This is a genomic window from Methylobacter sp. Wu1, assembly GCF_036553575.1.
Classification (GTDB): Bacteria; Pseudomonadota; Gammaproteobacteria; order Methylococcales; family Methylomonadaceae; genus Methylobacter.
On the sequence record NZ_JAZHOC010000039.1, the window covers coordinates 1 to 17,426 of the forward strand.

A 17,426-nucleotide genomic window follows, 5' to 3' on the forward strand; every position below is an offset into this window, starting at 1 on the left:
GTGAAAGTATTCAAAATTTTTCTCTTTGACGTCTATATGCTGTTATATGCAAATATAAAATGCACAATATATTGTGGTTAAAATTTTAAAAAACGAATACTTTCACAGTCTCGTACGCATCGCGTACCTTATTAAAGCTTGCGGTTTCATTACGACGCCGAAAAGGTACGCCATGCGTACCCTACGACTTCGTGGCGGTATAAGGTTATGAAAATTCAAACCTTCCCCAAGCATTCTCATGCCGGCTCTCCAGCCTCAAATCTTCAGGCCAGCACCCGATGGGGGTGCCCAGATTCATCTCCCTGTCTTCAAAGCGCACTATATAAACGCTGCGCTCCGGCTGCTCTTCCACATGGCCGATCATGGTGATGACTCCCCGAGCCCCGGCTTCGGCCAGCACTTGGCCGTGCATGCCATTCGGCATGGAGCCGTCATCGGTGATCGCGTGAGCTGCATAAACAACATCGCCTATATCAAGGTCTTCAATTCTCATGTGTTATCTCCTCAAAGCTTCCGATTGTTTTGTAGCAAAGCCTACAAAGTTTCAAGTGATTGTCTGTTTAGAACCTGCCCTGGCCAGTCCGTCATATTATTCCTGCTTTATTTCTTCTTTATTAAACAAGGCATTAAAAAAATAAAAGGGTGATGGCATACAGGTTGCTTTAAGTATTAACAAGAACGATGCCAACCCTATTCAGGAGAATTACATGATTACATTGACTGAAAACGCTATTAACGCTGTCGGGCGATTTATCGCCGGTTCCGACAAGCCTACAGCCGGCTTGCGGATTGAAGTAACCGATGGCGGCTGTTCGGGTCTGCAATACGGCCTGAAGCTGGAGGAAAATCAGAGCGCAGAAGACACCGTTATCGATTGCGGCAGCGTCAAGGTGTTCGTCGATCCTAACAGTATGCCCATGCTGGACGGCATGTCCGTCGACTTTATCGACAGCATAGAAGGGTCGGGGTTCAAGTTCAGCAATCCAAATGCCGTTAAAAGTTGCGCCTGCGGCACATCGTTCAATACGTGTTCGTAAACAGCCCTAATCAATAGCTTCTGGAGGATTAAACGATGTGGGATTACTCAGAAAAAGTCCAAGAACATTTTTTCAACCCTAAAAATGCCGGAGCTGTCGCCGATGCCAATGCGGTCGGCGAAGTGGGCTCGATCAGTTGCGGCGACGCGCTCAGGCTGACATTGAAAGTCAACGAAGAAACCGAGATCATCGAGGACGCCGGTTTCCAGACCTTCGGCTGCGGTTCCGCGATCGCGTCCTCCTCGGTACTGACCGAAATCATCAAAGGCATGACGCTGGATGAGGCGCTGAAAGTCACCAACCAGGACATCGCCAATGAACTGGACGGCCTGCCGCCCGAAAAAATGCACTGCTCGGTCATGGGGCGTGAAGCCCTGCAGGCCGCTGTCGCGAACTACCGAGGCGAAGAATGGAAGGACGATCATGAAGAAGGCGCGCTGATCTGCAAATGCTTTGCGATCGATGCCGTCATGATCGAGGAAATGGTCGTAGCCAATAACCTGCGCACGGTCGAGGATGTCACCAACTTCACCAAAGCGGGCGGCGGCTGTGCGGCCTGCCATGAAGACATCGAAGGCATCCTGGCGAAAGTGCTGGCCGAGCGGGGCGAAAAATTCGACCCGAACGCCGCGCCGATCGAGGTGGCCGCATTGGCCAAGACCAAGGCGCCGATGACCAACCTGCAGCGCATCAAGAAAATCGAAGAGGTGCTGGATAAGTTAAGGCCGCAGCTGATGGCTGACGGCGGCAACGTGGAGCTAGTCGAGGTCATCGGCAACACCGCTTACGTCAACATGACCGGCGCCTGCAATGGCTGCCAGATGGCCGCCATGACGGTGGCCGGCATTCAGCAACGACTCATGGAAACGCTGGGTGAATACATCAAGGTCGTCCCGGCCTCACAAATGCCCAAAGCCGCCGCGGCAGGAGCGTAAATCATGAACGCCATCTATCTCGATAACAATGCCACCACGCGCGTCGATCCGCTCGTGGTCGATGCAATGCTGCCGTATTTCACCGAACAGTTCGGCAACCCGTCATCGATCCATCGGTTCGCCGACGGTGTCGCCAAGGGCATCAAGCAAGCGCGCCATCAGGTTCAGGAACTGCTGGGCTGCGAGCACGATTCGGAGATCATCTTCACGTCCTGCGGCACCGAATCCGACTCGACGGCCATCCTGTCGGCCATTAAGGCGCAGCCGGACCGAAAGGAAATCATCACGACAACCGTCGAGCATCCGGCCATCCTGAACCTGTGCGAGCATTTGGAAAAGGAAGGCTACACGATTCATCGCATGCCCGTGGACAAAGTCGGGCGCCTGGATCTGGACGCTTACAAAAAACTGCTGTCCGATAAAGTCGCCATCGTTTCGGTCATGTGGGCCAACAATGAAACCGGCACGCTGTTCCCGGTCGTGGAAATGGCCGAAATGGCCCATGCCGCCGGCGTCATGTTTCATACCGACGCGGTCCAGGCGGTCGGCAAGATTCCGATGATGCTGAAGGACACCAAGATCGACATGCTGTCGCTCTCAGGCCACAAGCTGCATGCGCCCAAAGGCATCGGCGTGCTGTACCTGCGGCGCGGCACGCGTTTCCGTCCGCTGCTGCGCGGCGGTCATCAGGAACGCGGACGGCGCGCCGGCACCGAGAATTCGGCGGCTATCGTCGGCCTCGGCAAAGCCTGTGAACTGGCGCTGGCGCATATCGAGTACGAGAACACTTACGTCAAGGCCATGCGCGACCGCCTGGAGCAGGGCATCGTCGGGCTGATCCCGAACTGCTTCATCACCGGCGACATCGACAACCGCTTGCCCAATACCACCGATATCGCCTTTGAATACATCGAGGGCGAGGCCATCCTGATGCTGCTCAACAAAGCCGGCATCGCCGCTTCCAGCGGCTCGGCCTGCACCTCGGGATCGCTGGAGCCTTCGCATGTGATGCGTGCCATGAACATCCCGTATACGGCCGCGCACGGCACGATCCGCTTCTCGTTCTCGCGTTACAACACGATGGCGGAAGTCGACGAGGTCTTGAAAGTGATGCCCGACATCGCCGCGACCCTGCGCAAGCTGTCGCCTTACTGGGACGGCAACGGACCGGTGGTCAATCCCGAACAGGCATTCCAGCCGACCTATGCATAAATATGTAGGGTACGCATTGCGTACCTTAACTGAAACTCAACAAATGGTACGCGGTGCGTACCCTACGTGAATTATGAAAGCTCAATCTCGCACCATCATCATTGACGACACCACGCTCAGGGACGGCGAGCAATCGGCCGGCGTCGCCTTTTCGCTGGATGAGAAGCTGGCGATTGCCGCTAAGCTGGCAGCTTTGGGCGTGCCGGAACTGGAGATCGGCATTCCGGCCATGGGCGAGCTTGAGCGTGACGAGATCAAGGCTATCGCGGCCCTGGGATTGCCCGCCAAGCTGCTGGTCTGGTCCAGGATGCGGCGCGAGGATTTGCGGGCCTGCCTGAACCTTAATGTCGATAAGGTCGATCTGTCGATTTCGGCATCGGACCAGCATATTGAGAACAAACTGAAACAAAGCAGGCCGTGGGTCCTGAAGACTATCGCTTCCTGCGTGTGCGAGGCGCGCGATCTGGGCCTGGAGGTCTGCGTGGGTATGGAGGATGCCTCGCGCGCCGATACCGGCTTTCTGCTGCAAATGGCCGAAGCCGCGCAAGCGGCAGGGGCGAGCCGCATCCGCTTTGCCGACACGGTCGGCATCATGGAACCGTTCGGCGTGTTTGAAACAATCAAGCGCTTGCGTGCCGCAACCGATCTGGAAATTGAAATGCATGCCCATGACGATCTGGGATTGGCCACGGCCAATACGCTGGCCGCGGCCCTGGCCGGCGCCACGCATCTGAACACCACCGTCAACGGCTTGGGCGAGCGGGCCGGCAATGCCGCGCTGGAAGAAGTCGTGGTCGGCCTGAAGCAGTTATACGGCTTTGAAACGGGCGTCGACCTGACCCACTTCACAGCCTTGTCGGAGCAGGTCGCCAGCGCCTCGGGCGATGCCATCGGCAGCCGCAAAAGCCTGATCGGCAAGGACGTCTTCAGCCATGAAGCGGGCATTCATGTCGATGGCCTGCTGAAAGATCCGAACAATTATCAGGGCGTCGATCCGGCCATCGTCGGACGCCGCCACCAACTGGTCCTGGGCAAGCATTCGGGCACGCGCGGCGTCATGCATGCCTATCAGCAACTGGGCATACAGCTGACGCGCCTGCAGGCGCAGCAATTGCTGATGCAGGTCCGGCAGTTCGTCAGCCGTACGAAACGTTCGCCGACCGCTGCCGACCTGGACCGGTTTCATCAAAATCTCTCCGGAGGATATTGCTATGAATGATCAAGCCAAACAACCCTCAGCGGAAAAGACCGCGGACAGGCCCGGACAAACGCTGCCGGCAGAGCCTCAAAGACGAGAGCAGGGCGATGACCGCTATCCGGGTTCCTTTTTCAGGATACCGGGCCTGGCGGTACCGGGCAAAACCGGCTGGAGTCTGAGCTGATGGCTGCCGTGTCTATAGACGAGCGCCTGGAAGCGCCCCTGAGCCTGATAGCGCAATGGCGGGAAGACGTCCATTGCGTGTTCGCCCGCGATCCGGCTGCGCACAGTGTCTGGGAAATCCTGCTGACCTACCCGGGCGTACACGCGACGTTGTTTCACCGCGCTAATCACCGGTTGTGGAAGGCGGGCTGGAAATTGCCGGCCAGAATCCTCGGCTCGGTTGCCCGGATGCTGACCAATGTCGATATTCATCCCGGCGCCACCATAGGCCGGCGCCTGTTCATCGACCACGGCCTCGGCGTCGTGATCGGCGAAACCACCGTCATCGGCAACGACGTCACGCTCTATCACGGCGTGACGCTGGGTGGCACGACCTGGAACAAGGAAAAACGCCATCCCACACTGGGCGACAATGTGCTGGTCGGTTCCGGCGCCAAGGTGCTGGGCGCCATCACGCTAGGCGACAACGTGCGCGTCGGCGCCAATTCCGTGGTCGTCAAGGATGTGCCGCCCTGCTGCACGGTGGTCGGCATTCCCGGCCGCGTCATCCAGAGCAAGGGCACCAAGATACAGAACCGGCACGGCATCGATCTGGACCATCATCTGGTGCCCGATCCGGTCGGCAAGGCCATCAATTGCCTGATGGAGCGCATCGACGAACTGGAAGCCCGGCAGACCGAAGTCAGCAAAGTATTGCACGAGCAGCATTGCGAGGCATGTGAAGCCGAAAGCCTCTGCGCGGCCGAGCAGGAAATCGTCATCAAGCGCGCGGTGGGGGAATAAATGGACCTGCTCGACTTTGAAGCCAAAGATCTGTATTTCGACCGGCCGGATGCGCCCGAGGTCGAGGGACTGATCAGGCAGGCGTCCGAAGACTATAGCCGTGAGGCCGAGTTGCCCTTGTTGAGAGCTTATTTCCTGGCGCCCGAGTCGCTGAACGTGCTGGTGGCCCTGAACCGTTTTTATTATTACCAGCACCGTCTGGAAGACGCTCTCAACGCGACCGGCAAGGCGCTGGACGTGGTCAGGCTCATGACCGGTTTTCCCGAAGACTGGCGCGATCTGCGGCAGAGCTATATCGATGCGGTTCCGCCTGATTCGCTGACAAGAGTCCGCTTGTATCTGTTCACCCTGAAAGCCATCGGCTTTCTGAACATGCGCCTGCACCGGCTGGATGAAAGCCAGGCGGTTTTCGAGAAGCTGGTCGAGCTGGACCGCATGGACCGCATCGGCGCCAAGGGGCTGCTGGAATTGCTGCAGCAGTGCAGGGCCGAGGTTAGGGCCACGGCATGATCGCGGCCGGACGGGGCATGTTGCCCCGTCCGAAAGTTTGGTGTCGGTTAAGAACGACCACTTGGACAGGACTGCACGGAAACATTAGGGACGGGGTTGCAAACCCCGTCCCGCTGGATGAACCGGCATGCTTTCAAAGGTACGCGATGCGTGCCCTACCTGCGGCCGGACGGGGCATGTTGCCGCGTCCGAATGGTTTGAAGCTGGTCAAGAACAGCAATCTGAATCGGCAACCGCAGAAACGTTGGGGACGGGGTTGCAAACCCTGTCCCGCTTGAGACTTAATAAAAGGTACGCGGTGCGTACCCTACTTCGTGGTTAATTTGTTTAGGAGGCGGTCATGTCGAAGTCAAACGAAAAACCCTATTCCATGCTGATGACCGTGACAACGACAGCACTGTTCGTCCTGCTGGCGTTATACCTGCTGTTTCAGGACACCTCATTAGTCGGGCCTATTTGAATGTTTGGAGAAAAACGATGAGTTTCGAAGAAGAAATGGAAGAGCTGGAATCAGCCGAAGACTTCCTGCAGTATTTCGAGCTGGAATACGATCAGCGCGTTGTGCACGTCAACCGCCTGCACATCCTGCAACGTTTCCATGACTACCTGCAAAAAGCCGGAGACAGCATGCCGGATGACGAAGAGGCCAAACGGGCCGTGTACAGCCGGCTGCTGATGCGCGCCTACCAGGATTTCGTCGAATCCGACGCCCAGACCGAGAAGGTGTTCAAGGTCTTTTCTATGGGCCAGCCGCAGACTGCGTTTGTTTCACTGAGCGATATAAAAACATGAACCCCGAACGCTTTGACGAAGGCCGGTTTGAATACGGCGAGGCCGTGCGCGTAACGCGCAACATCCGCAACGACGGCACCTATCCGGGCCTGGAGGTGGGCCATCTGCTGATCCGGCGCGGCAGCGTCGGCAACGTGGTCGAGGTCGGCACTTTCCTGCAGGACCAGGTCATCTTCACAGTGCATTTTCTCAATCACGGCCGCATGGTCGGCTGCCGCCTGGAGGAACTGATCAGCGCCGACGATCCCTGGAATCCCAGCCGTTTCGAGTTCAGGGACCAGGTGGTCTGCGCGGTCGATCTCGGCATGCAGGGCCAAATCCTGTATCCCAAAGGCACGCAGGGAGAGATTTTCAAAGTGATCAGGGACAACGAGATGATTCAGTACCACGTCAATTTTACCGGACGGATGCTGCAAGTGCCGGAATCGGCGCTGGAACCCGCCCATCCCGAAACCTTTAACGAGCCGGAGGGTTGACTATGGAAACCGTTGAAAAAGCTGCCCGGACAGAACCCTATGCGTTGCTCCGTGCCTCGCTGGCGCTGTTCAGGAAAGCGCCGGACAAGCTGGACCCGGCCCAGTTGCAGCAGGCCGAAGCGCAGGCCAGGAACGAATACCGGCTGGAAAGCCGGGTGCTGAATGCGCCGGAAGCGGCTGGCGTGATCATCCCCGAGCGCGAATGGCAGGCGGCCTATCAGGAAATCCGCGACCGTTACGAAGACGAGAGCGCTTTCCTGAGCGAGCTGGCGAAAAACCGGCTGACCGAGGAGACTCTGCGCGCGGCATTGTACCGGCAATGCAAGGTCAATGCCGTATTGGAGAAGATCGCCGCGCGTTCGCCCGAAGTCAGCGAAGTAGAAATCGGCATTTACTACCATCTGCACGCCGAGCAATTCAACCGGCCGGAGCTGCGCGAAGTCAGCCACATCTTCATCAGCATCAATCCGGATTTTCCCGAAAACACGCGCGAGAATGCCTGGGACCGCATTCAGGATGTCCGCGCAAGACTGCTAAAAAAGCCGCATAAATTCGCCGAGCTGGCCCTGAAGTATTCGGAATGCCCGACCTCCCTGAACGGGGGGACGCTGGGCAAGGTGCCGCGCGGTAAGCTGTATCCCGAACTGGACGCCGTGCTGTTCAGCATGAAGGCCGGCGAAGTCAGCCAGGTTCTGGAATCGGAAATCGGTTTCCATGTCCTGCTCTGTAAACAGATACATCGGGCGGAAACCATCTCATTAAAAAACGCGACGCCGAAAATACGCCAGCTGATGAAGGAGCGCTACAGACGCAACTGCCAGCGCGCCTGGCTGGCCAGTTTGCCGGTCGCCGAAACGGAGGGAAAAAGTTATGGCGGATAAAGAAACCAGACACTGTTCTTTTTGCGGTATCGAACAATCGGCATCCGTGCCGCTGATCGCCGGCGCCGAAGGCACCATCTGCGAGGCCTGCGTGCTGTTGTCCAGCCAGGTCATATCGAGCTGGAGCCGGCGCAAGGAGCTGGCGGAAATGCAGGGACCGCTGCCGATTCCGGCCAAGATCAAGGAATATCTGGACCAGTACATCATTGGCCAGCATCTGGCCAAGGAAATCCTGTCGGTCGCGGTCTACAACCACTACAAGCGGCTCAAGCACGTCAGTGGTGATGCGGGCCTGGGCGAGTTCGACAAGGACGTGGAGATCGGCAAGTCCAACATCCTGCTGATCGGACCGTCCGGCACCGGCAAGACCCTGCTGGCCAGTACGCTGGCGAAGATTGTCGGCGTGCCGTTCGTGGTGGCCGACGCCACGACGCTGACGCAGGCCGGCTATGTCGGCGACGACGTGGAAAATATCCTGGTGCGGCTGCTGGACGTGGCCAACGGCAATATCGGCAATGCCGAATGGGGCATCGTCTATCTCGATGAGATCGACAAGATTGCGCGCAGCCCGGAACAGCAGACCGGCACGCGCGACGTCTCCGGCGAGGGCGTGCAGCAGGCATTGCTGAGGCTGGTCGAAGGCTCGCAGGTCAAGGTGCCGTCCAAGGGGCGCGGCAAGGACGGTGCCGATACGATCATCGATACGCGCAATATCCTGTTCATCGCCGGCGGCTCGTTTCCGGGTTTGGAAAGGCACGTCGAGCGCCGCCTCGTGCCCACCGATACGGCCATCGGCTTCCATGCCGCCGTCAATAACCCGAACAAGAAGCCGGCTCTGGAAGAGATGCTCAACGCCACGCAGCCCAGCGATCTGCGCAAGTTCGGCCTGATCCCCGAATTCATCGGCCGCTTTCCGGTGCTGGCGCCGCTGGAGCCGCTGGATGTGGACGCCTTGATACAGGTTCTGACCGAACCCAAGAATGCGCTGGTCCGTCAGTATCAGCAACTGTTCGCGTACGAGGGCGTGGAGCTGAAATTCGAGCAGGAGGCACTGGTTGAAATCGCCAACAAAGCCATCGAGCGGGAAACCGGCGCGCGCGGGCTGCGCAGCATCATGGAGCAGATTCTCAGAAAGACCATGTTTGAGATCCCCTCTCGCGACGATGTTGAGCAGTGCGTCATCGATGCGGCCACCGTCAGGGGCGAAGGCGAAATCAAAGTGATCAGGAAAGAAGCGGTCAAGATCAGGCAGCAAGCGTCATAACGGCGGCTTTACGAAGCTCGGGCGACTAAAGTCGCCCCCACAAAGGAAACACGGGAATACCATGAAAACCGAAGACAAAATCCGCCAGCAACTGGCATCCAACCCGATCATCATCTACATGAAAGGCATACCGGCCAATCCGCAGTGCGGGTTTTCGGCCAAGGCCATCAGCTTTCTCAACCAGACCGGCGTCGCCTACGCCTATGTCAACGTGCTGGAGGCGCCTTTCATCCGCGAAAAGCTGCCGGGCATCTCGCACTGGCCGACTTATCCGCAATTGTTCGTGAACGGCGAACTGGTGGGCGGCTGCGATATCATTGAAGCCATGGCCAACGAGGGCAGTCTGTCGCCGCTGCTAAGTCAGGCGGTCGCCAAAGACGCGCAGCCGGAAGGCGATACGTTGAGCGCCGCCGAGGTTGAAGCGCTGGTGCGTCAAGGGCTACCGGATGCGCAGGTTGTTATCGAAGGCGCCGGCTGTGACTTGTCCTTAGTGGTCGTCAGCGGGCAATTCACGGATCTGTCGCCGGTAAAAGAGCGGCAGCTGGTGCTGGCAACGCTGAAGGAACCTTTGGCCTCAGGCAAGCTGCACGCGGTCAGCGTCAAAGCCTATACGCCCGATGAGTGGCAGGCCAAGCAGGCTCGCCCTGATTCGGGGCTATTACAGATACAGGCTTAGGGGCTTCAGGTGGTTATGTAGGGGCGAATTCATTCGCCCAGGGCGATTGAAATCGCCCCTACAGTGAACCTGCCTTTCCAATACCCGTTAATTGGAGCAAACCATGATTGAAGAATTAGCCGTCGTCGTAAAAACAGAAAACCATCAGGTCTGGGTCGAAAGCCGGCAGGGCGGCGCCTGCGCGGGCTGTAGGCAAAAAGCTTCGTGCTCGACATCGGCAATCGGCAGCGTGGTCGGCAAAAAAGCCGTTGCCGTCGACAGCCGAATCAATCTGCATGTGGGCGATGAAGTCATCGTCGCCATTGATGAAGTCCTGGTACTGAAAGCCTCATTGTTATTGTATTTGTTGCCATTGATGGCCATGTTCGCCAGCGCCGGCATGACCAACTGGCTATTGCCCGATGCCAACGCTCGCGTCGAGCTGTGGACAGCCGGCAGCGCCTTGCTCGGCCTTTTGCTTTCGATGTGGCTGATCAGCAGGTTGCAGAAGCTATTCTTGTTGACCCACTGCGCCAGGCCGATCGTGCTGAAAAAGCTTTAGTCATGGTCAACGTTTGGGCTATCGATAAGGATATCGCGCTGAAGCTGTTGCTTCTGGAACTGGTGCGTCTTTACGGCGAAAACACGCTGGCACTGAAAACCTCAGATCCAAATCGTCAGGCGGTTGAGCTTTGCCTGACCGATGACCCCTCCATGTCTGTCTATGTCTACACGTTTGCCCAGAACCGCGGATGCTACGGCATCGATTTGAAATACCCGATTCCGGAACACAATATCATCGGCGAAAATGAAAATCTGCCGCTGGACCGGACCCTGGAAATTATCGCCATCCATTTATTTTCTTAACAGTAACTGCATGAATCAGGAATCCTCGCTTATCTGCCGCCATTTCGTCAGCTACAGCGGCGTCAAACTGCCGTTAAAACTGGTCAATGAACTGACCGAAGCCGGCCTGAACAATCGCAACACCTTTTATCGCGGCTATTTCGATACTCTGGGCCGCCTGCGGGTCTGCCAAAAGATCGTGTACGGCGAAGTCGAATCCGAACACCGCTATCAATATGATGACAAAGGCAGGTTGAAACACGCGCTGATTATTGAAGACGGCGAGGAACGCGGACTTGATTTTAATGAACAGGTGTAGTGCGCACATTTATGCCTTGAAAAAGTTTTGCACGCCATTTTCGAAATTCCAGATGGATTGAATCCCAGCAATATACTCAATGCGTATCGTAACAGATGATTGTCAGCAAATTTTTCATAATATATGTAACTTAAATTGTCAAGGGGGTAACCCCGGGTTTTTCTGTGAACTTTTTCATATTTTTGAAAATATCCTGCTACTATACTCAAGCCCTGCATTAAGTAATGTGCAGTTGTGCAGCAGTCTTTTACAGACTGCTAATGTTTTGAATTACAAACGGAATTCAAGGTAATAAGTTATGAAGAAATTAGTTTTATTAAGCAGTGTTGCACTGTTGGCTTCAGTAGGCTCGGCGAATGCCGCGCCGGTACAATATGCTGGCAATGGCCACTGGTATGATTTTATCAGTACTGGAAATATCAGTTGGGATAACGCAGTGAACGGCGCTGCAGGCTCCCTTCACAATGGAGTGAATGGACATTTGGCTACTGTTTCAGATGCCGGCGAAGATCAGTTCATATCATCTATAGCGGGTAACGCTTTTGGTTATTTGGGCGCCTTTGATGCAGGACATGAAGGGATATGGGAATGGATAACCGGGGAAACGTGGTCTTATACAAATTGGGCAGGAGGGGAACCCAACAATTGCTGTGGCGGCGAAAATTATCTGATGAAATGGTCTAACAACCAATGGAATGATATTGCGTCAGCTGACAGTTGGATAACCGGATATTATGTAGAGTATGAGAATGCTCCTAGTGCCGTACCCGTTCCTGCCGCAGTCTGGCTTTTCGGTTCAGGATTATTAGGTTTGCTTGGCGCTAGACGTAAAAGTCAGCAGGGAATCTTGTAGTCTGACAGGATGCGCTGACCACTGCATCGGCAGGAAATGATCCCGTCATTTTCTCCGCATAAGCCACATTCATAGGGCTTATGCGGGGATAATCCAATAGGGCGCAAGGAGCAACGCAGCCAGAGGGGATGCGTTGAATACAGTGAATCGCATCAAGGGTGTCGATGGGTTCTTTGGGCATCCGCGCACCTTATCAGCTAGACCATCCAGTCCTCCAACCAATGACACATCACTAGGAAGCGTCTCAATTTGTATCGTCATTTTCGGTAAAGATGGTTATGTGATTGCACATCAAGTCAGCCATAGACTCGGTGCCGCTTATCACCCGGCCCTGCGTTAAAGAACAGAGCATTCTCCGTCCGAGTCAGAAAGCCGTTGCCAAAGGCGAATCCGTACAAGCTTTCAATCCGAACGGGAACATTATCGGTAGATTCCAGTTGGCCGATAAACTCCCCGGTCGCCAGGTCAAAGGCATTAATCTTGCCATCGCCGAAATCACCCATCGACAGGCGGTTGCCGAATTTGCCAAAGCCTGACAGCGAAGGCCATTCCCCTGAGCGCGTTCAGTTTTTGCCGTGATGCCGCTCGACAGTTACGAGAAGGCTGAACAATACACCGTTGGGATGAACACATTGGTCAAGTTAGACTCCTTGTTTTTTACGTATCTTAAAAAAATCTTAAATATCTCTTAAACGTGAAGATGATCACGGCTTTTAGCTAGCGTTTGAATTAAGGTGATTGCGCTCTTAATTGTTTGTCGTACTCCGGCTTATTTACCGGGCAGCTTCTCCAGTAGATATCAATGACACCGGAGAACAAATAACTCAGAGCCCAGCGCAACCAGGGAGCAAACCTTGAAAGATTTTGACTGTTACAAAGGATTAGATGATGCGTAAAGCAACCTTTAACACGCCTTATTTCTTGCATCGCCCAAAGGTACGGTCTTTCGCTGAGCGCAAATTCCGCTCGGCAGCTTTTTTACTACTGCTGGCGCAGAGGCAATCTTATTAAACGAGATGCTTTAAGTAATGCTTAGTGAATCTGTCAAAAAACCGATATTTATCTATACTTAATTTTATTATTATGAAACAAAAAAATAAGCATATGGAAAAATTAGGGCGCTCAGGCTTCACGTCGCTTGAGCTAATGATAGTTATTGCCATTATCGCCATCCTGGCGGCGCTTGCCATTCCTTCATTCGGCACCACTCTCGACAAACAGCGCATCACCGGCGCGGCTGAAGCCATGTTAGCGGATCTGCGCTGGGCGCGGGCCGAAGCCATTAAGCGCAATAAAAAAGTCAGAGTCACTTTCACTCCCGGCAGTTCATGGAGTTATACCGTCCATGTCGATCCCGCCGGCAGCAACGCACTGCTCAAAACCGTCAATGGCAGCGATTTCCCCGCAACAACCTTATCATCGGCCAGTTTTGCCAGCGGCGTTGCCTATACCACTTTTGATCCGATACGAGGCACAAACCCGAATAACGGCACAGTCACAATCACTTCCAGCAACTTTAGCGCCGAAGTCAAAGTCAGCACGCTGGGTCGCGCACGGATTTGCGGTTCAATAGGAGGCTACGAAACATGTTGATAATCCATAAACAGCAAACCGGTGTAACACTGATTGAACTGCTGATCGGCATGCTGATTGGCTTGATTATTGTCGCCGCCGGCATCAGCGTTTTTGTCACCTCGGTCAAAGGCCAAGCCGACAACATTAAGCTCAGCCGCCTGAATCAGGATATGCGCGCCATGATGGACATTATGGAACGCGATATCCGCAGGGCAGGGTTTGTGACATCTGATCCAACGACTAATTTGGCTTCTCTGCAAGACAATCCTTTTTTTGACGCTAACGCTGAACTGGCGGTTTATGATAGCAATACGTGTATTGTTTACGCCTATAACAGGGATGAAAGCGACGATAAAGATGATGATGGAAATGGTCGCATAGATGTAGTGTCAAGCGATAGACTCGGTTTTAGATTGGTTAGTGGCAATCTGGAAATGCGTACCAGTGGCACAACCAATGCAAACTGCACCGATGTCGCTTGGGAGTCCATCACCGAATCGGAAGTGGAAATCACCGGGTTGACGTTCAATCTGATCTCAACAACTCTCAATGTCAGCAGCATGGCCAATGATGATGACGGCGATGGCGTCTCGGAAGCTGCCGATACCGATGGCATTCCTTATGGGGATGATAATGATAACGGCTTTTGCGATAGCGGCGAGGTCTGCAACACCTGCACCCGTGATGGCAGTCCGGATCCTGCCTGCCTATACGTACGCAATGTCACTATTACATTGACCGGCCGTTTACGCGACGACAATGCCGTCACGCAAACCATCACCGAACAGGTGCGGGTGCGTAACGACAAGTATCTGGCCCCGATTCCTTAACCGCTACGCTTTGTGGAGTTAGTCATGACGTTTCCGAACCTCAACTTGAAAGCTCGCCAGCAGGGCGCCGCCACCTTGCTAGTGGTGATGGTGCTGGCAATCATAATGGCCGTTGTCGCACTGACCACGGCGCACACCGGTCTTATGGAGCAGAAAATTACCGGCAATGATCTGCGGGCGAGAGAAGCTTTTGAAGGAGCCAATGCTGGAATCGAATATGGCGTGGCTTATCTGACAACCGATAGCTACAGTAATTATACGGCATTAACATGGATTACTTCTGGCAGTAATCAATCTTCATCGCCTGCTACAGCAAGTGGCAATATCGCATCGGGAAATTTTTCTTACACTCCCAATGTCACTTATCAACGGAAACTAAATTCTGATTACATTCGGGTTCTTTCAATCGCGAGTGAAACAAGTGACGGCACCATTACCGCAGCCAACGAGCAATATATTAAATCGCTGTCATTATTAAACAACGGCTCGGGGTTTAATGCCCCACCCTTAGCCATTGACGGTTGCTTAAGTGACGTATTGGGCAATCCTGATATTTATATTGGCACTCGCCCTGACGGCATTGCATTGGGAACATCCCAGAGTCCGACGAATCAAGGCGTATGGGGTGATAGTGACGATGGTGACAATCCGTGTTTAAAACAAGGACATTTAAATGCTCATGGCGGCCAACCAGTAGGTGAATTGTTTATACATGGAAAGGCTTGGGAATATGTCTTTGGTGCAATCACACGTGAACAAATCAAGGCGAAAGCTGATGCCGAAGTCGCCGCTGGCGTTGCTGATAGTGATCGCAATTTTGTTTGGGTGTCGGATTCGAGCAATTATCACACCTCATGGGGATCTGCGACTCACCCCGTCATTTTAGTATTTGATGCGGCGGCTGATTGCCCAAAAATCAATGGTAATCCCACCATTTATGGCATTGTTTTTATTGATGCACCTTGTGTCGCTAATGGCTGGGGCGGGACAGAAGTTTATGGCACGGTTGTGATAAATGGGGATGTTTCCAAGCTGAATGCAAATACTGAATTTCATGATTGGACAGGCGCAAGTGGCACTGTTAACAGTTTAGGTAACAGCTTTATTGATGGGATTTATAAAGTTCCCGGCACCTGGAAAGATTTTTAAAGGAAAATTACCATGAAAAAACCGCTGCATGCCTCTCAGCGAGGCTTTACTCTTTTGGAAGCATTGATCTCTGCACTGATCCTCGCAGTGGCGATGCTGGGAATGGCCAAACTGCAAGGCATTACCCTGATCAACAGCTCCGATAGCCGCATGAAAACTCATGCCTTGAATCTGGCGCAGGAAAAAATTGAAGAGCTGCGCAGCTTCGCCAATCAAGATGCTTACACCGATTTAGCTTCGGATCTCGTGGGTGATGACGTCACAGGCGCCAATAGCACCTTTACCAGGACCTGGACTGTCACGCCCTGCGACAATTCTGTCGATTGCAAGCAACTTAATGCCCAAGTGACCTGGACAGATCCGAGAGGCGCCACCCAAACCGTACAGCTTACCTCATACATTGCCGAGGCCGATCCGGTGAAATCTGGCGTGGCATTGTTGTTGACAGGTGGAGGGGCTGGTGGAGGTGGAGGCGCTGGTGGTGGCGGCGCTGGTGGTGGCGGCGCAGGTGCTGGAAATGGCAATGGCGGTGGAAACGGTGGTGGTAATGGTGGTGGTAATGGTGGTGGTAATGGTGGTGGTAATGGTGGTGGTAATGGTGGCGGCAATGGCGGTGGAAACGGTGGTGGTAATGGTGGTGGTAATGGTGGCGGTAATGGTGGCGGTAATGGCGGTGGAAATGGTGGTGGAAATGGTGGTGGCAACGGCAATGGCCATGGCTAGTGGTAACGACGCACCTACATTCACAACTGGAAGGAGACAACGCTCAGCTTATTGATTCAGCCCCATGATGTTTGAACCGTTCGGGCTGAGAGGGTCGAAGCCCTGCCGCCTCTCGATACGCTCAAGGCGAACGGAGTTAACACTTTCAAGGGCCGGATCAATAATAGGATGAGATGACCCAAAGTAGACAATAAAGTGAAGCGCATCAACCGCGATCGATGCGCACCTAAGAAGCCGCGTCGATCGCGTTCGATTTATCGGGCCTATCAGCTCTTCTTAACAAACTCCGATTTCAGCTTCATGGCGCCGATGCCGTCGATTTTGCAGTCGATGTTATGATCGCCTTCGACCAGGCGGATATTTTTGACTTTGGTGCCGACTTTGACCACTGAGGATGAACCCTTGACTTTGAGGTCCTTGATGACGGTGACGCTATCGCCGTCTTGCAGTATGTTGCCGTTGGCATCCTTGACCACCAACTCATCGGAACCGGCTTCGGCTGTCTCGCCTTTTGGCCACTCGTGCGCGCATTCAGGGCAGATGTACATATCGCCGTCTTCATAAGTGAATTCTGAGCCGCATGCCGGGCATTTTGGGAGATTACTCATTGCTTTACCTTATATAGAATTGTTTCAACCTTGCGGGAGACAAGGCACAGTGAGCCGGTATGATGCCAGATTTGGGTAATTATTTCCACTGGATCGAGGTAATAATATGATTTTATTGTAATTTTTTAGGTCTGTTGTTTGATGGCATTTTTTATGACTTCTTTGACATAGGCATAAATGCCGGGGCAACTGCTCAGCCTCGGGCCTGCTACATTCAGGACGGCAATATGATAGTCATTAATGAAATCTCGGATTGCCTTTGACGCCGGGCCGCAGCCCACCAGACTGATATCGATGAGCTTATAAGGCTTATGGAACTGCATGCAAAATCCCAGCGTCTGTTCTGTGCCGCCATGAAGCGCTGAATCATAGAAAATGACAGTGCCGTGCGAGTCTTCGACATTTTTCCTGGTTCTCTGCCGGTACCCGCCGCTGAGTTCCGTCAACGGATACCTGGCATCGATTTCACCGTCTTCCGCCAGCCTGCCGGCCGGACAATAACCGCCAACCGGAAAGCCCAGTTCGATACCGGCATCCAGGGCCGCTCTGTCGGCGCCTGTCTGTCCGCCGCTCACTATTTTATTCAGCATGATCCTG

Annotated in this window: 24 protein-coding genes; 21 read left to right on the forward strand and 3 right to left on the reverse strand. The window is 54.2% G+C overall.

Going from position 1 to position 17,426, the window contains the following annotated elements; genetic code table 11:
* Nucleotides 1-205 precede the first annotated feature (205 nt).
* Nucleotides 206-493 carry a nitrogen fixation protein NifZ gene (locus tag V2P20_RS05090; protein ID WP_331816764.1) on the reverse strand — a complete coding sequence of 96 codons (288 nt, stop codon included), beginning with the start codon at nt 491-493 and terminating at the stop codon, nt 206-208.
* 214 nt (nt 494-707) lie between these two features.
* On the opposite strand from V2P20_RS05090, the gene V2P20_RS05095 reads away from it, so the two are divergent.
* The 21 genes from V2P20_RS05095 (at nt 708) to V2P20_RS05195 (ending at nt 16,221) form a co-directional block, all read left to right on the forward strand.
* A complete protein-coding gene (locus V2P20_RS05095; RefSeq protein ID WP_194968560.1) occupies nt 708-1,037 on the forward strand; it encodes an iron-sulfur cluster assembly accessory protein in 330 nt (109 codons plus the stop codon).
* 35 nt (nt 1,038-1,072) lie between these two features.
* Nucleotides 1,073-1,972, forward strand: a complete 900-nt coding sequence (gene nifU, locus V2P20_RS05100; RefSeq protein ID WP_331816767.1) for a Fe-S cluster assembly protein NifU — start codon at nt 1,073-1,075, stop codon at nt 1,970-1,972.
* 3 nt (nt 1,973-1,975) lie between these two features.
* Complete coding sequence (nifS, locus tag V2P20_RS05105; RefSeq protein WP_194968562.1) at nt 1,976-3,184, forward strand: cysteine desulfurase NifS; 1,209 nt, start codon at nt 1,976-1,978, stop codon at nt 3,182-3,184.
* Nucleotides 3,185-3,257: 73 nt separating this feature from the next.
* Nucleotides 3,258-4,403 (forward strand): homocitrate synthase, encoded by a 1,146-nt coding sequence (nifV, locus tag V2P20_RS05110; RefSeq protein WP_331816770.1) that lies wholly within the window; start codon nt 3,258-3,260, stop codon nt 4,401-4,403.
* The gene (locus tag V2P20_RS05115; protein ID WP_331816772.1) at nt 4,396-4,566 is read left to right on the forward strand and encodes a hypothetical protein; all 171 of its coding nucleotides are present in this window, start codon (nt 4,396-4,398) and stop codon (nt 4,564-4,566) included. Before nifV ends, V2P20_RS05115 begins: the two co-directional genes overlap by 8 nt.
* Nucleotides 4,566-5,348, forward strand: coding sequence for a serine O-acetyltransferase (gene cysE / locus V2P20_RS05120; RefSeq protein WP_331816774.1), 783 nt, complete (start codon nt 4,566-4,568; stop codon nt 5,346-5,348). Before V2P20_RS05115 ends, cysE begins: the two co-directional genes overlap by 1 nt.
* Nucleotides 5,349-5,858, forward strand: coding sequence for a hypothetical protein (locus tag V2P20_RS05125; protein WP_331816776.1), 510 nt, complete (start codon nt 5,349-5,351; stop codon nt 5,856-5,858).
* 477 nt (nt 5,859-6,335) lie between these two features.
* Nucleotides 6,336-6,650, forward strand: a complete 315-nt coding sequence (locus V2P20_RS05130) for a nitrogenase-stabilizing/protective protein NifW (protein WP_331816778.1) — start codon at nt 6,336-6,338, stop codon at nt 6,648-6,650.
* A complete protein-coding gene (locus V2P20_RS05135) occupies nt 6,647-7,126 on the forward strand; it encodes a nitrogen fixation protein NifZ (protein ID WP_194968568.1) in 480 nt (159 codons plus the stop codon). The genes V2P20_RS05130 and V2P20_RS05135 overlap by 4 nt, the downstream gene beginning before the upstream one ends.
* Nucleotides 7,127-7,128: 2 nt before the next feature.
* Nucleotides 7,129-8,007, forward strand: a complete 879-nt coding sequence (nifM, locus tag V2P20_RS05140; protein ID WP_331816780.1) for a nitrogen fixation protein NifM — start codon at nt 7,129-7,131, stop codon at nt 8,005-8,007.
* Nucleotides 7,997-9,271, forward strand: a complete 1,275-nt coding sequence (gene clpX / locus V2P20_RS05145) for an ATP-dependent Clp protease ATP-binding subunit ClpX (protein ID WP_331816782.1) — start codon at nt 7,997-7,999, stop codon at nt 9,269-9,271. The genes nifM and clpX overlap by 11 nt, the downstream gene beginning before the upstream one ends.
* Before the next feature lie 61 nt (nt 9,272-9,332).
* A complete protein-coding gene (gene grxD, locus V2P20_RS05150; protein ID WP_331816784.1) occupies nt 9,333-9,947 on the forward strand; it encodes a Grx4 family monothiol glutaredoxin in 615 nt (204 codons plus the stop codon).
* Between the two features lie 103 nt (nt 9,948-10,050).
* A complete protein-coding gene (locus tag V2P20_RS05155; RefSeq protein ID WP_331816786.1) occupies nt 10,051-10,488 on the forward strand; it encodes a SoxR reducing system RseC family protein in 438 nt (145 codons plus the stop codon).
* Between the two features lie 2 nt (nt 10,489-10,490).
* Nucleotides 10,491-10,793, forward strand: coding sequence for a hypothetical protein (locus V2P20_RS05160; protein ID WP_331816788.1), 303 nt, complete (start codon nt 10,491-10,493; stop codon nt 10,791-10,793).
* 10 nt (nt 10,794-10,803) lie between these two features.
* On the forward strand, nt 10,804-11,091 hold the full coding sequence (locus V2P20_RS05165) for a DUF6156 family protein (RefSeq protein WP_331816790.1): 288 nt from the start codon (nt 10,804-10,806) through the stop codon (nt 11,089-11,091).
* Between the two features lie 298 nt (nt 11,092-11,389).
* Nucleotides 11,390-11,944, forward strand: a complete 555-nt coding sequence (locus V2P20_RS05170; protein ID WP_331816792.1) for a lectin-like protein — start codon at nt 11,390-11,392, stop codon at nt 11,942-11,944.
* Between the two features lie 284 nt (nt 11,945-12,228).
* Nucleotides 12,229-12,480, forward strand: coding sequence for a hypothetical protein (locus V2P20_RS05175; protein ID WP_331816794.1), 252 nt, complete (start codon nt 12,229-12,231; stop codon nt 12,478-12,480).
* 547 nt (nt 12,481-13,027) lie between these two features.
* Complete coding sequence (locus tag V2P20_RS05180; RefSeq protein ID WP_331816796.1) at nt 13,028-13,537, forward strand: GspH/FimT family pseudopilin; 510 nt, start codon at nt 13,028-13,030, stop codon at nt 13,535-13,537.
* Nucleotides 13,531-14,349 (forward strand): prepilin-type N-terminal cleavage/methylation domain-containing protein, encoded by an 819-nt coding sequence (locus V2P20_RS05185; protein ID WP_331816798.1) that lies wholly within the window; start codon nt 13,531-13,533, stop codon nt 14,347-14,349. The genes V2P20_RS05180 and V2P20_RS05185 overlap by 7 nt, the downstream gene beginning before the upstream one ends.
* A gap of 24 nt (nt 14,350-14,373) precedes the next feature.
* A complete protein-coding gene (locus tag V2P20_RS05190) occupies nt 14,374-15,498 on the forward strand; it encodes a PilX N-terminal domain-containing pilus assembly protein (RefSeq protein ID WP_331816799.1) in 1,125 nt (374 codons plus the stop codon).
* 12 nt (nt 15,499-15,510) lie between these two features.
* A complete protein-coding gene (locus tag V2P20_RS05195) occupies nt 15,511-16,221 on the forward strand; it encodes a prepilin-type N-terminal cleavage/methylation domain-containing protein (RefSeq protein ID WP_331816800.1) in 711 nt (236 codons plus the stop codon).
* A gap of 266 nt (nt 16,222-16,487) precedes the next feature.
* On the opposite strand, the gene V2P20_RS05200 is transcribed toward V2P20_RS05195, so the two are convergent.
* The gene (locus tag V2P20_RS05200) at nt 16,488-16,829 is read right to left on the reverse strand and encodes a zinc ribbon domain-containing protein YjdM (protein ID WP_268117840.1); all 342 of its coding nucleotides are present in this window, start codon (nt 16,827-16,829) and stop codon (nt 16,488-16,490) included.
* Between the two features lie 125 nt (nt 16,830-16,954).
* On the reverse strand, nt 16,955-17,419 hold the full coding sequence (locus V2P20_RS05205; protein ID WP_331816805.1) for a putative molybdenum carrier protein: 465 nt from the start codon (nt 17,417-17,419) through the stop codon (nt 16,955-16,957).
* Nucleotides 17,420-17,426 lie beyond the last annotated feature (7 nt).

Bases quoted from the DNA above. Each gene is read 5' to 3' on its own strand.
- V2P20_RS05090 (WP_331816764.1), bottom strand. From the start codon at position 493: ATGAGAATTGAAGACCTTGATATAGGCGATGTTGTTTATGCAGCTCAC.
- V2P20_RS05095 (WP_194968560.1), top strand. From the start codon at position 708: ATGATTACATTGACTGAAAACGCTATTAACGCTGTCGGGCGATTTATC.
- nifU (WP_331816767.1), top strand. From the start codon at position 1,073: ATGTGGGATTACTCAGAAAAAGTCCAAGAACATTTTTTCAACCCTAAA.
- nifS (WP_194968562.1), top strand. From the start codon at position 1,976: ATGAACGCCATCTATCTCGATAACAATGCCACCACGCGCGTCGATCCG.
- nifV (WP_331816770.1), top strand. From the start codon at position 3,258: ATGAAAGCTCAATCTCGCACCATCATCATTGACGACACCACGCTCAGG.
- V2P20_RS05115 (WP_331816772.1), top strand. From the start codon at position 4,396: ATGAATGATCAAGCCAAACAACCCTCAGCGGAAAAGACCGCGGACAGG.
- cysE (WP_331816774.1), top strand. From the start codon at position 4,566: ATGGCTGCCGTGTCTATAGACGAGCGCCTGGAAGCGCCCCTGAGCCTG.
- V2P20_RS05125 (WP_331816776.1), top strand. From the start codon at position 5,349: ATGGACCTGCTCGACTTTGAAGCCAAAGATCTGTATTTCGACCGGCCG.
- V2P20_RS05130 (WP_331816778.1), top strand. From the start codon at position 6,336: ATGAGTTTCGAAGAAGAAATGGAAGAGCTGGAATCAGCCGAAGACTTC.
- V2P20_RS05135 (WP_194968568.1), top strand. From the start codon at position 6,647: ATGAACCCCGAACGCTTTGACGAAGGCCGGTTTGAATACGGCGAGGCC.
- nifM (WP_331816780.1), top strand. From the start codon at position 7,129: ATGGAAACCGTTGAAAAAGCTGCCCGGACAGAACCCTATGCGTTGCTC.
- clpX (WP_331816782.1), top strand. From the start codon at position 7,997: ATGGCGGATAAAGAAACCAGACACTGTTCTTTTTGCGGTATCGAACAA.
- grxD (WP_331816784.1), top strand. From the start codon at position 9,333: ATGAAAACCGAAGACAAAATCCGCCAGCAACTGGCATCCAACCCGATC.
- V2P20_RS05155 (WP_331816786.1), top strand. From the start codon at position 10,051: ATGATTGAAGAATTAGCCGTCGTCGTAAAAACAGAAAACCATCAGGTC.
- V2P20_RS05160 (WP_331816788.1), top strand. From the start codon at position 10,491: ATGGTCAACGTTTGGGCTATCGATAAGGATATCGCGCTGAAGCTGTTG.
- V2P20_RS05165 (WP_331816790.1), top strand. From the start codon at position 10,804: ATGAATCAGGAATCCTCGCTTATCTGCCGCCATTTCGTCAGCTACAGC.
- V2P20_RS05170 (WP_331816792.1), top strand. From the start codon at position 11,390: ATGAAGAAATTAGTTTTATTAAGCAGTGTTGCACTGTTGGCTTCAGTA.
- V2P20_RS05180 (WP_331816796.1), top strand. From the start codon at position 13,028: ATGAAACAAAAAAATAAGCATATGGAAAAATTAGGGCGCTCAGGCTTC.
- V2P20_RS05185 (WP_331816798.1), top strand. From the start codon at position 13,531: ATGTTGATAATCCATAAACAGCAAACCGGTGTAACACTGATTGAACTG.
- V2P20_RS05190 (WP_331816799.1), top strand. From the start codon at position 14,374: ATGACGTTTCCGAACCTCAACTTGAAAGCTCGCCAGCAGGGCGCCGCC.
- V2P20_RS05195 (WP_331816800.1), top strand. From the start codon at position 15,511: ATGAAAAAACCGCTGCATGCCTCTCAGCGAGGCTTTACTCTTTTGGAA.
- V2P20_RS05200 (WP_268117840.1), bottom strand. From the start codon at position 16,829: ATGAGTAATCTCCCAAAATGCCCGGCATGCGGCTCAGAATTCACTTAT.
- V2P20_RS05205 (WP_331816805.1), bottom strand. From the start codon at position 17,419: ATGCTGAATAAAATAGTGAGCGGCGGACAGACAGGCGCCGACAGAGCG.